Below are 12212 nucleotides of genomic sequence, written 5' to 3'. Positions count from 1 at the left end.
GGGCCAGGCCGGATGGAAATCAGGCCGGGTGGAAAAGGGAATGCACGCGGGTTCGCGATACTGCCCTCATCGTCTCCCCTTCGTGTGGGGTCGATGACGGGTAGCGAGCCTTGAAAAGCGAAGGGCACAGAGGGAGGCTTGATGCCTCCCTCTGTGCGTCTGGCAAAGGGGAAGGGTGTTTAGCCGTAAGCCAGGCTGGTATGGGCGCTCTGGGCCAGCTTGGGCACTATCTTGTTGCGCGAGCGCCAGGTGGCGGGCGGCATGCCGAACTGGGCATTGAACCAGCGAGTGAAGGAGCTTGGCATGGAGTACCCCAGCATGTCGGCGATGTGGCCAAGGGAATATCCCGAGTTTTGCAGGTAGCGCATCACCAGATCGCGGCGCACGTCGTTGATGAGCTCGCTGAAGGTAGCGCCGCTCTCTTCCAGATGGCGTTGCAGGGTGCGCACGTTCATGCCGAGGGTGCGGGCGATTTGCTCTATGGTGGCACGCCCCATGGGCAGCAGCAGGTAGATGGCCTTGCGCACGTCGGTCAGCAGGGATTGCTGGGTTTCCACCATGAGGGTATCGAGGTACTGGCGCGCGTGGCGGGCCATGGCCTGGTTCGCCAGGGGGTTGGGGATATCCAGATCCGTAGACTGGCAGACGATGCCGTTGAACTCGCTGCCAAACTCCAGCTTGCAGCCGAACAGGCGTTTGTGGATGGAGAGATCCGCCGGCGCCGCGTGAGTGAAGTTGACGCTGATGGGGTGCCAGTTCGCCCCAACCCCGACCTGGGAGGCGCAGAAGCGGAACATGACGCCGACCGCGAGCTCGGTGGCCTGGCGCGAGGGCATGGGGGCATCCGTGATGATCTCTTCGCGAATGATGACCGTCTTGCCCGCCTCCTCGATGAAGATGGCCAGGGCGTTATTGAACAGGTGGATGTATTGCACCATCACCTGCAAGGCTTCGCGCAGGTTGGGCTGGTAGCTGAGCAAGAGGCTCACCTCGCCAAAGTCCGACAGTTGGCGATGCTCCGCCATGCGCAGTCCCAGGCTCTGACAACCGCCGGTGCGTGCCGACAGCTCAAGCAGATTGACCACAGTCGCGACCGGGATGCGTTGATTGGGGACATCCAGTATGGAGGCGCTGAGGCCGGCTTGTGACAACAGGTTGGGGGTGTTGAGGCCCAATTGGCGGGCGACGTCGAGATAATTGGTGAGGGTAGCGGCTCTGGCTAGAAGGGTCATGATGCAGTTCCCATGGCGACGGCTCATCTGCTGGTTGTTAACTGTTTTTTATCATTTCATTTACATGGTGGGAAGCCCTATTAACTGTATTGTTAGTCATCAATAGTCGTAGGTTTCAGCTGTCCCCCCTGATATCTGTCATTTCTGCTGCCAACCTGTCCCTGTCGTAAAAAGACAAGTCCATGGCATCCAAGGTAAAGCAGCTTGCAACCGGGAGATTTAGTGTGGCTCTCATGACTGCCCGGCCATCGCCGGGCACCGGTATAAGGGACAGAGATGAAGCAATGGCAACCCAAGGCGACCGTGCTGATCGTGCCGGGCCTGCGGGATCACGTGGAGGATCACTGGCAAACGCGGCTCGCCGCCAGCCTGGACAAGGTGGCCACAGTGCCGCCCCTGACAGAGGACCGACTCAGCTGCCAGGCCAGGGTTGAGGCCATAGCGCAGGCGCTGGCCGCCATAGAGGGTTCCGTGATCCTGGTGGCTCACAGCGCAGGTGTGCTGATGGTGGCACACTGGGCAGCGAAATATGCTGATAAAGGCCATGCCATCGCAAGTGCCCTGCTGGTGACGCCACCGGATCTGGATGCCAGCTGGCCCGCTCAATACCCCAGCCCCGAAGCCATGGAGGCCGGTGGCTGGCAGCCACTGCCACGGACTCGGTTGCCGTTCCCGAGTCTGATGGTCATGAGCCAGAATGATCCGCTGGCGAGTGTGGCGGCTGTTCGTGCCCTGGCCGGGGAGTGGGGGAGCGAGCTTGTGGATGCCGGGGCCGTTGGACATATCAATCCGGCCAGCGGTTTCGGCCCCTGGTCCCTGGCCCGGACGTTGCTGGCGCGCCTTGACGCCTGATCAGCCATATCGACAAGGGAACCGCGTTTCCCCGTCCGCCCGGACGTGAACATGCATCTACAAGGAGTGAAGATGGTGAAGACCCGGATCATCCCGCCCGCGCAGGGAGCCCATGCCTATCCGCTGCTGATCAAGAGCCTGCTGTTGTCGGGCGTGCGTTATTACCCCGAGCAGGAGATCGTCTACGCAGACCGTCTGCGTTATGACTATCGCACGCTGAATCAGCGGATCCATCGCCTTGCCAACCTGCTGACGGCGGCGGGCGTGGGGCCCGGCGACACGGTCGCCCTGCTGGACTGGGACAGCCACCGCTCTCTCGAGTGCTTCTTCGCGGTGCCCATGATTGGCGCCGTGCTGCACACGGTCAACGTGCGCCTCTCGCCCGCGCAGATCGCCTACACCATGGGCCATGCCGAAGATCATCTGGTGCTGGTGCACGACGACTTCCTGCCCATGCTGGCCGATATCCAGCATTCACTGCCCACGGTACGGGGTTACATCCGGCTGACCGATGGGGAACAGGTTCAAAGCAGTCTGCCGCTGCTCGGGGAGTACGAGGCCCTGCTGGCCGAAGCGGACAGCCGGTTTGATTTTCCGGATTTCGATGAGCACTCGGTGGCGACCCTCTTCTATACCACGGGCACCACGGGGGATCCCAAGGGGGTCTACTTCAGTCATCGCCAACTGGTACTGCATACCCTGAACGAGCTGACCCTGGCGGCCCATGCGGGCCAGTCTCTCCTCTGCTCGGACGATGTCTACATGCCCATTACCCCCATGTTTCACGTGCACGCCTGGGGCTTCCCCTATGCGGCCACCATGCTGGGGGTGAAGCAGGTCTACCCGGGTCGCTATGAGCCGAACAAGCTGGTACGTCTCTACCGGGACGAAGGGGTGACCTTCTCCCACTGCGTGCCCACCATCTTGCAGATGATCCTCGACTGCGAGGAGGCGAAACACACCTCGCTGCAGGGGTGGAAAATGTTGCTGGGGGGCAGCGCTCTGCCCCTCGGGCTCGCCACCCAGGCCCATCGGCAGGGGATCCGGATCCAGGCTGGTTACGGCATGTCGGAGACCTGTCCGTTGCTCTGTGTGGTGCATCTGACGCAGGAAGAGCTGGCCCTGCCCATGGAGGAACAGATCGGATTGCGGACCCGCACCGGCACCCCCATCCCCCTGGTGGATCTGCGTATCGTCGATGAGCAGGGTCAGGAGGTGGTACACGACGGGGTGACCATGGGCGAGATAGTGGTGCGTGCCCCCTGGTTGACCCAGGGCTATTTGAATGAACCGGCCAAGGGAACTGAGCTGTGGGAAGGGGGCTGGCTGCACACCGGAGACATGGCCTCCATCACCCCGGGCGGGACGGTGGAGATCAAGGACCGCATCAAGGATGTGATCAAGACAGGGGGGGAGTGGATAAGCTCGCTGGCGCTGGAGAATCTCATCAGCGCCCACCCCGACGTGCATGCGGTGGCCGTGGTGGGAGTGCCGGATGAGCAGTGGGGAGAGCGTCCCCTGGCATTGGTGGTGGGCAAGGAGGGTCGCTTCCTGGAGCCTGAAGTCATCAAAGTTCACCTGCAAGGGTTTGTTGAACGAGGGCGGATCAACAAGTGGGCCATCCCGCAGCAGGTCTGCATCGTCCATGAGATCCCCAAGACCAGCGTCGGCAAGGTGAACAAAAAACTCATCCGCGAGCAGTTGCACTGTCATGATTTGAGCTCAAAATGAGTACCACATCATAAAATTGCCACAGAGCACCTCAGGCCTCGCCAATGTTTGAGGTGCCCCATTGTCTGACTCAAAGGGGCTTGACTACGCTCATTGAGTCATTACATAAGAGGCGTGCCCATGGCTAAGCAACAGATTCATCTTGTCGACGAAGAAGTGGATTTTCCCGCCAATGAACAACTGGTTTCCACCACGGATCTGCAGGGGGTGATCACCTATGCCAATGATCATTTCTGCCGGGTGGCGGGATACAGTCGGGGAGAGATGGTCGGCCAGCACCACAACATGGTGCGGCATCCGGATATGCCCAAGGCAGCCTTCGCCGATCTCTGGGGGAAGTTGAAGCAGGGCAAGCCCTGGCGGGGCATGGTGAAGAACCGCTGCAAGGATGGCCGTTACTACTGGGTGGATGCCTATGTCACCCCCATCTTCGAGCAGGGACGGATCAACGGCTATCAGTCGGTGCGCAACCGGGCCGACCCTGAGCTCAAGCGCATTGCGGCGCGCACTTACGCAGGGCTGAAGGCGGTGGAAGGAGGGGGGCGCAAGGCGGGCCTCTCCCTGGGGGCGACCCGTCACGGCGTGGCCATCGTCGGCCTGCTGCTAATGCTGGTGGCCGGGGCTTACCTGATGGGGAGCTATGGGCCGCTGTTCATGCTGTTGCCACTGCTGTGGTTCGGGCTTCTCTATCGCCACGAGATGTTCACCACTCCCCGTTACCTCAAGCAGTTGACCGAGGAGTATGACAGCCTGACCCGGCTCATCTACTCGGGCAAGGATCCCAGCGCCATCGCCGATTTTCACATCAAGCTGTTGCAGGCGAGGATCCGGACCGTGCTCGGCCGGGTGGACGATGCCACCCTGTCGTTGCAGGATCTGGCGACACACCTCAAGACGGCCTCCAGCGAGGCGAGTGCCGACATCGCCGAACAGGACATCCAGACCCAGCAGGTGGCCACCGCCATCACCGAAATGGCGGCCACCGCTCACGAGATAGCCCGCAACATTCAGGAGACGGACAACCAGATTGCCCAGGCCAAGGTGCATTGCCAGCACACGGACAAGCAGCTGGAGGATACCCAGCAGCGGGTCACCGAACTGGCCACCCAGGCCGAGCATGCCTTCACGGCAGCGGTGGCGCTGGCGGAGGAGTCGGATCGCATCGGCGTGCTGATGAGCGAAATTCAGGGCATCGCGGATCAGACCAATCTGCTGGCCCTGAACGCCGCCATCGAGGCGGCGCGAGCGGGCGAGCAGGGGCGGGGCTTTGCAGTGGTGGCCGATGAGGTGCGTACCCTCTCTACCCGTACCCACAAGGCGACCGAGCAGATCCAGGGCAGCATCGGCCAGATCCAGCGCACCCTCAACGGCTGGAAGGGGATGATGCAGCAGAACCTGGCGCAGACCCAGTCCTGCGTGACCCTGACCCGTCAGGGTTCCCAGAGCCTGCATCAGGTGCTGGCGGAGATTGAGCAGGTGGTGGATCTGTCGACCCAGATCTCGGCGGCGGCGGAGCAGCAGCAGGCGGTGGTCGAAGACATCAGCCAGAACGTCAACCTCATCTCCCAGCATTCCCACACCAACAGCAACAAGATGCAGGACATGGACGCCTCGAGCGATATCCTGCTCACCAAGGCGCGCCAGCTCAAATCGCTGGGGCAAACCTTCGGTTAAATCTGTGATTGCCAATAGAGAGCGAGGCCACCCCGGGGTGGCCTCGCTGCATTGACGGGATCAGGGCGCTCAACCCAGGACGCCCAGTCGCCGCATCGTCCCCTTGTCGTCATACATGGCCTGATCGGCGTTGATCAGCCACTGCTCCGCGCTCCAGTCACACTCGTAGGCGCTGACGCCGACACTGATCCCGACCGAGAGGGATTGACCATAGACCTCGAAGGGAGTGAGGATCACCCGCCGTATTCCCTCGGCCACCGCTTCGGCCTGGGTCGGGTCATGGTCCGGCAGCAGGAGGACGAACTCATCGCCCGCCAGCCTGGCGAAGAAGGGGGTGTGCATCAGGTGGCGGGAGATCCGCTCCGTCAGCTGGCAGAGCAGAGCATCCCCGTAGCTGTGGCCATAGCTGTCATTGACCTGTTTGAAGTTGTCGAGATCGCAAAACAGCAGGCAGCCCGGGGCTGGGTGGCGGATCTGCCGCTCCAGCTGCTCCATCAGGCAGAGGCGATTGGGCAGGCCGGTCAGGGGATCACGCCGGGCGAGCTGCAGTATCTCCTGCTCTCGCTGCTTGCGCAGGGCCACCTCCCGGTTGAGACGCTTGTTGCTGACGAAGAGGTAGATGGCCAGCAGCATGATGACGACGCCGACCCCCAGGCTCAGCAAGAACCAGGGGCGCCAGAAAGCCCACTGCTGGGAAGGAACCTGATAGAGGAAGCCATTCAGGGGCAGAGGCTGCTTGATGAGGCCTATCTCCGCGAGCTGATTCATGATGTGGGTGAAGCGATCCGGGTTCATATACCCGATCTCCACATAGAGCGGCTGTATCATCTCCTTGCTCATCTGCAGCTCGAATTCCATGTGGGCCTGGCTGCGGTGAACGCCGTATTCATGGCGCAGCAGGGCGATGGCCTCCTGCGGGTGGGAGAGGGCATAGCGCCACCCCTTGAGGCTGGCAGCTCTGAAGCGTTCCACCCGATCCGGATTGGCCCGCTCCTGGGCCTGGGTGGTGAAGAGGATATCGCTGTAAAAGTCGATGCCGTAGTTGCGCGGATTGATGACAGAGACCGGGATGCCGCGCTCCTCCAGATAGAAGGGCTCGTTGCTGATATAGGCGTTGAAGATATCTATCTTGCCGGTGATGAGGTCGTCGATGTTCACCGAGGTGGGAACGGGGATGAGTTCGCGCTCGTGCAGCCCCTGGTAGTAAAGGGTGGCCATCAGCTCGGCATCCTGATGACCGGGAAACATCATGATCCGTTTGCCCCGCATGTCGGCAACGGTGAGAATGCCGCTGTCACGGCGGGCCAGAAACACGGAAGGGGAGTGCTGGTAGACGCAGGCGAGGGCCAGCAGGGGCTCTCCCTTGGCGTAACCGGTGAGGACTTCGGTGTTGCCCACCCCGAAGTCGGCACGCCCGGTCAACACCTCCTCCATCGGGCTGATGCCCTTGCCGCCGGGTCTTATCTCTACATCCAGGCCGGCGTCGGCGTAGTAGCCCTTGGCCTTGGCCATGTGATAACCCACAAACTGGGGTTGGTGGAGCCAGCGCAGTTGCAGCACCACCCGATCGGGAGGTTTGTCTGTCTGATCGCTGGCCCGTAAAGGAGCTGCGTGGCCAGCCAGGAGCAGTAGCAGCCAAAGCAAGTGTCTCGTCATCCGTGCGATTCTTGTGCTGAAGGTCTATGGGGTGTGGCCTGTGGGCCGTTTTTTTCTTATTGATGGATTGATTCTAAAGGGTTCTGAATGTACCGCATACTCTCGCAGCAGAAAGATTTTATTGTCGTGAATAAAGGGCCGGGCCTTGGCATGCATGATGAAGCCGGGGAGGCGGGGCTGACCCATCAGGGGCTGGTCAGCCGGGTGCGTGCCGACACCGGGTTGGAGCTCTATCCGGTGCATCGGCTCGACAAGATGACCTCGGGGCTCTTGTTGCTGGCCCGGACCCCGGAAGCGAATCGGGCACTGAGCATGGCCTTCGCCGAGCGGCGGGTGAGCAAGCAATATCTGGCGCTGTCGGACAGAAAACCGAAGAAGAAACAGGGTTGGGTCAAGGGGGACATGCAAAAAGGACGTGGGGGCAGCTGGATGCTGGCCCGCAGTCAGGACAATCCCGCCATCAGCTGGTTCGACTCGGCATCGGTGCGGGAGGGGCTGCGGCTCTATCGCATCAAGCCCCAGACCGGCAAGACCCACCAGATCCGGGTCGCCCTGAAGAGCATCGGCGCCCCCATCCTCGGGGACGAGCGCTACGGCGGTACCGCCGCGGATCGCGGTTATCTGCACGCCTGGCGTCTTTCCTTCTCTCTGGGGGAAGAGGCATATGATTTCGTCTGCCAACCGGATGAAGGGCAGTGGTTTATGCTGCCAGAGCTGCACGACACCCTCGCTGGACTGGTGCCATGAGCCACTCGTCCGAGGTGGAGGCTGAGTGGCCGCAAACGGGGTGGATCCTGGCAGATTTTGACGACACCCTGGCACCCGATGACAGCCACGCGGGTCTGCTGCGCTACATCCTCTATCGCCGCCGCTGGCCCCTGTTGCTGCTGCCGGTCATCGGTCTTGGCGGTCTCATCTACCTGTTGCCCGGTCGAGTGTTGTCAAACCCGCGGCGCATGGGGATCGCCCTCATCTGGTGGGCCATCACCCTCGGGCTCTCGCCCCTTGGCTGGCGCGCTCTGGTGCGTGACTATTGCCGTACCCGGCCCGGCCTCTACAAAGAGGCGAAGACCCTGCTGATGGCACAGGGGGATCGCTGCTGGGTGATCTCGGCAAGCCCTCAGGCCCTGGTGCGGGCACAGCTCCATTGCCAGCTCTCCGGCCATTTACTTCACCGCATACTGGGTTCTCGCATGCGTTATCGCCGGGGTGGTCTGGTGCCCTGCTTTTACTGTCACGGCCAGCACAAGATCCTGCCCGAGATCCGGGCGCTCAAACCCTCTCTCACCTTGAGCGACAGCCTGCACGATCTGCCGCTGCTGGCGCTGGGGGAGCGGGCCTGGCTTATCAATCCAACCCCGGCACGATTGCACGCTGCACGGGCAAGCGTTCCTCAAATAGAGCCCAAATCCTGGTCCCTGTAAGGCAAAGCTGACAGCCCTGCGGGTCCCTGAGAGGGGATCCACAAGGTCGCGCTTTCAATGTCACAACTTGTTTACATCTTTCCCGACCTCTGCCCGGAAAACTATCTGCAAACCGCCTCTTCTCTTCTGCCCGGCTCCTGCCTCTAATGAAACAAGGTATTAACAATTCGCGATTGAGGGATCTGGTGTCCTGATGCCAGCCTCCTCAATCGGGTTTCATTCATCATCGGCACACGGCCATGGGGCCGTCGCAAGGAGCGCAGCATGACCACCTCTTCCTCCCCTACCCAGACCATCAATCCCCTCGGCACCGACGGTTTCGAATTCGTGGAATACACGGCGCCGGATGCCAAGGGCATCGCCGCCCTCAAGGCACTGTTCGTCTCGTTGGGCTTTGCCGAGGTGGCGCAGCACAAGCACAAGCAGTGCTGGCTCTATCGCCAGGGGGATATCAACTTCGTGGTCAACGCCGAACCCCACTCCCAGGCGGAGCAGTTTGCCAGCCTGCACGGGCCGAGCGTCTGCGGCATGGCGTTTCGGGTGAGTGATGCGGGCCGCGCCCAGCAGTATGCCATCGCCAAGGGGGCCAAGCCGTTTGTGGGCAAGATAGGCCCCATGGAGCTCAATATCCCCGCCATCTACGGCATCGGCGAGAGTACCCTGTCGTTTGTGGACCGCTACGGCGAGCGGGGCTCCATCTACGACGTAGACTTTGTGTTTTACCCCGATTGGCAGGCCCGCATGGCGGAGGTGGACGCCGGCCTCTATGAGATCGATCACCTGACCCACAACGTGCAACGCGGCAACATGGACGTCTGGTCGAACTTCTACGAGCGGATCGGCAACTTCCGCGAAATTCGCTACTTCGATATCGAGGGCAAGCTGACCGGCCTGCATTCCCGCGCCATGACGGCCCCTTGCGGCAAGATCCGCATTCCCATCAATGAATCCGCCGATGACAAGTCCCAGATCGAGGAGTACCTGCGCCAGTACAAGGGGGAGGGGATCCAGCACATTGCCATGGCCTCCAGCGACATCTACCACACCATCCGCACGCTCAGAGGGCGGGGAACCGGCTTCATGCCTACGCCGGATACTTATTACGAAGGGGTGAACAGCCGGGTCGCCGGCCATCAGGAGGATCTGGCGGCCTTGAGTGAGCTGCGCATCCTCATCGATGGTTCACCGACCAAGGACGGCATACTGCTGCAGATCTTCACCGACACCGTCATCGGCCCCGTGTTTTTCGAGATCATCCAGCGAAAGGGTAACGAGGGGTTCGGTGAGGGGAACTTCCAGGCACTGTTCGAATCCATCGAGCTGGATCAGATCCGCCGGGGGGTGCTCCACGGCGAGAAGGACGGAGAGTTGCACGATGCGTAATTGCCACCTTGTTCACATCCGGGCAGGAGGTTGCCATGCGTAACTGGATAAGCTTTCCCCACCGGGAGGGGACCCACTCCCGCCAGGCCCACGCCGATTTGCCGGAGCAGGCCATCTACGAGCGCGAGCTCGGACGCGCCGGCTTCTTCGGCCCGGCCACCCACATGCACCACAAGCATGCCCCCACCGACTGGGTGGGTTGGGAGGGGCCGCTGCGGCCACGGGCTTTCGACTTGAATGGCCTGACCGAGGAGATAAGCTCCCTCTCCCCCTGGGTGATGCCGGACATTTTGCACAACGCCCACTGCCGCTACCGGGTGTGGCGCCTGTCGGAATCCATGCCGTTTCTGGTGCGCAATGCCGATGGCGACGAGCTGCTGTTCATCCACGAGGGGAGCGGGGAGTTCTATTGTGATTACGGCCACCTGAGCGTGCGGGACGGGGACTATGTGGTGATCCCCCGTGGCACAATGTGGCGCATAGAGCCGACTGATCCGCTGTTTATTCTGATGATAGAGGCCACGGACGACAGTTATCAGCTGCCAGACAAGGGGCTGGTGGGTAATCATGCCATCTTCGATCCGGCGGCCCTGGAAGTGCCCGCCATCGACGAGGCCTTCCTCGCCCAGCAGGATGAGAATCCCTGGTCCCTGCAGATCAAGCGTCACAATCAGGTCTCGGTCGTCACCTGGCCGTTCAATCCGCTGGATGCCCAGGGCTGGCACGGGGACTTGTGCGTGGTGCGCCTCAACTGGCGGGATATTCGCCCGCTGATGAGCCATCGCTACCACCTGCCTCCCTCGGCCCATTCCACCTTCGTGGCGAGCCGTTTCGTGGTCTGCACCTTCGTGCCGCGCCCCATCGAGAGCGATCCCGGTGCCCTGCGGGTGCCTTTCTACCACAGCAACGATGACTTCGATGAGGTGCTCTTCTACCACGCCGGTGACTTCTTCAGCCGGGACAACATAGAGCGGGGCATGGTCACCTTCCATCCGGCCGGTTTCACCCATGGCCCCCATCCCAAGGCGTTCGCGGCAGGCCAGGCCTATGCCAAGAAATTTACCGACGAGGTGGCCGTGATGCTGGATACCCGCGATGCCCTGAACGTGGGCAGCCTGTGTGAGGGGGTAGAGAACCCCCGTTACGTCAACAGCTGGCTGCGCCCAGAACTCGCCCCGAGTGGCAAATAAGGATCTCTCATGAAACTGGCAACATTGAATAACGGCAAGCGTGACGGCGCCCTGGTGGTGGTGAGCCGGGATCTCTCCCGCGCCGTTCTGGTATCGGGCATAGCGCCGACCCTACAGGGGGCGCTGGATGAATGGCCGCAGACCGCCCCCCGCCTTGCCGCCATCTATCAGGCGCTCAACGATGGGGCCCTGGCCGATGCCTTTCCCTTCGATGAGGCGGCCTGTCTCTCTCCGCTGCCCCGTGCCTACCAGTGGGCGGATGGCAGTGCCTATGTCAACCACGTGGAGCTGGTACGCAAGGCGCGCGGCGCCGAGATGCCGGAGAGCTTCTGGCACGATCCCCTGATGTACCAGGGGGGCTCCGACAGCTTCCTGGCTCCGCGCGGCCCCATCGTCATGGGGGCCGAGGAGTGGGGCATCGACTTTGAATCCGAGGTGGCCATCATCACCGACGATGTGCCCATGGGGGTAAGCCAGGAGGCGGCCGCGACCCACGTCAAGCTGCTGCTGCTGGTCAACGACGTGAGCCTTCGCAACCTCATCCCGGGGGAGCTTGCCAAGGGGTTTGGCTTCTTCCAGTCCAAGCCCTCCAGCACTTTCTCGCCGGTAGCCATCACCCCGGACGAGCTCGGCCAGGATTGGCGCGATGGCAAGGTGCACCTGCCGCTGTTGACCCATCTGAACGGTGCCCTGTTCGGTGCCCCGAATGCGGGGGTGGACATGACCTTCAACTTCTTCGAGCTGATTGCCCACGCCGCCAAGACGAGGCCGCTCGGGGCCGGCTGCATCATCGGCTCCGGCACCGTCTCCAACTACGACAGAAGCGCCGGTTCCTCCTGCCTCGCCGAGCTGCGGATGCTGGAAATTATCGAGTCAGGTCAGGCCACTACACCCTTCCTGCGCTTTGGTGATACAGTGTCCATCGCGATGCAGGATCGCAACGGGATGAGTCTGTTTGGCACCATTTCACAGCGTGTCACGCAAGGGGATGCCAGCCAGACGAGCTAGGAGCCTTGGCCGATCACCGGGTCGGCAGGCGACAAGGCAGGTGCCAGGCACCTGCCATCACA

At 61.8% G+C, this 12212-nt stretch carries 10 protein-coding genes; 8 read left to right on the top strand and 2 right to left on the bottom strand.

The window, feature by feature from the left end; all coding sequences use genetic code 11:
- Positions 1 to 179 precede the first annotated feature (179 nt).
- The gene (locus VZC39_RS12260; protein ID WP_349918266.1) at positions 180 to 1232 is read right to left on the bottom strand and encodes an AraC family transcriptional regulator; all 1053 of its coding nucleotides are present in this window, start codon (positions 1230 to 1232) and stop codon (positions 180 to 182) included.
- A 276-nt stretch (positions 1233 to 1508) separates the two neighbouring features.
- Between VZC39_RS12260 and VZC39_RS12255 the strand changes: the two genes are divergently transcribed.
- The 3 genes from VZC39_RS12255 (at position 1509) to VZC39_RS12245 (ending at position 5489) form a co-directional block, all read left to right on the top strand.
- On the top strand, positions 1509 to 2084 hold the full coding sequence (locus VZC39_RS12255; RefSeq protein ID WP_434662851.1) for an RBBP9/YdeN family alpha/beta hydrolase: 576 nt from the start codon (positions 1509 to 1511) through the stop codon (positions 2082 to 2084).
- A 51-nt stretch (positions 2085 to 2135) separates the two neighbouring features.
- The gene (locus VZC39_RS12250; RefSeq protein ID WP_434662850.1) at positions 2136 to 3815 is read left to right on the top strand and encodes a fatty acid--CoA ligase; all 1680 of its coding nucleotides are present in this window, start codon (positions 2136 to 2138) and stop codon (positions 3813 to 3815) included.
- A 120-nt stretch (positions 3816 to 3935) separates the two neighbouring features.
- A complete protein-coding gene (locus VZC39_RS12245; RefSeq protein ID WP_434662847.1) occupies positions 3936 to 5489 on the top strand; it encodes a methyl-accepting chemotaxis protein in 1554 nt (517 codons plus the stop codon).
- Positions 5490 to 5558: 69 nt separating this feature from the next.
- Here VZC39_RS12245 and VZC39_RS12240 read toward each other — a convergent pair whose 3' ends face one another.
- On the bottom strand, positions 5559 to 7145 hold the full coding sequence (locus VZC39_RS12240; RefSeq protein WP_434662844.1) for an ABC transporter substrate-binding protein: 1587 nt from the start codon (positions 7143 to 7145) through the stop codon (positions 5559 to 5561).
- A gap of 87 nt (positions 7146 to 7232) precedes the next feature.
- On the opposite strand from VZC39_RS12240, the gene VZC39_RS12235 reads away from it, so the two are divergent.
- The 5 genes from VZC39_RS12235 (at position 7233) to VZC39_RS12215 (ending at position 12150) form a co-directional block, all read left to right on the top strand.
- Positions 7233 to 7892, top strand: a complete 660-nt coding sequence (locus VZC39_RS12235; RefSeq protein ID WP_434662843.1) for a TIGR01621 family pseudouridine synthase — start codon at positions 7233 to 7235, stop codon at positions 7890 to 7892.
- Entirely contained in the window at positions 7889 to 8569 is a 681-nt protein-coding gene (locus VZC39_RS12230; protein ID WP_434662841.1) for a haloacid dehalogenase-like hydrolase, read from the top strand. Before VZC39_RS12235 ends, VZC39_RS12230 begins: the two co-directional genes overlap by 4 nt.
- Positions 8570 to 8833: 264 nt before the next feature.
- Positions 8834 to 9952: a 4-hydroxyphenylpyruvate dioxygenase gene (gene hppD, locus VZC39_RS12225; RefSeq protein WP_349918259.1), complete on the top strand. Its 1119-nt coding sequence runs from the start codon at positions 8834 to 8836 to the stop codon at positions 9950 to 9952.
- A gap of 35 nt (positions 9953 to 9987) precedes the next feature.
- Positions 9988 to 11142, top strand: coding sequence for a homogentisate 1,2-dioxygenase (locus VZC39_RS12220; protein ID WP_434662838.1), 1155 nt, complete (start codon positions 9988 to 9990; stop codon positions 11140 to 11142).
- A gap of 9 nt (positions 11143 to 11151) precedes the next feature.
- Positions 11152 to 12150: a fumarylacetoacetate hydrolase family protein gene (locus VZC39_RS12215; protein WP_434662835.1), complete on the top strand. Its 999-nt coding sequence runs from the start codon at positions 11152 to 11154 to the stop codon at positions 12148 to 12150.
- The last annotated feature ends 62 nt before the right edge of the window (positions 12151 to 12212 follow it).

This window comes from Aeromonas sp. NJAU223 (assembly GCF_051125555.1).
GTDB lineage: Bacteria > Pseudomonadota > Gammaproteobacteria > Enterobacterales > Aeromonadaceae > Aeromonas > Aeromonas veronii_G.
The sequence above is the reverse complement of the archived record's forward strand: the minus strand, read 5'-3'. Positions and strand labels throughout refer to the sequence as shown.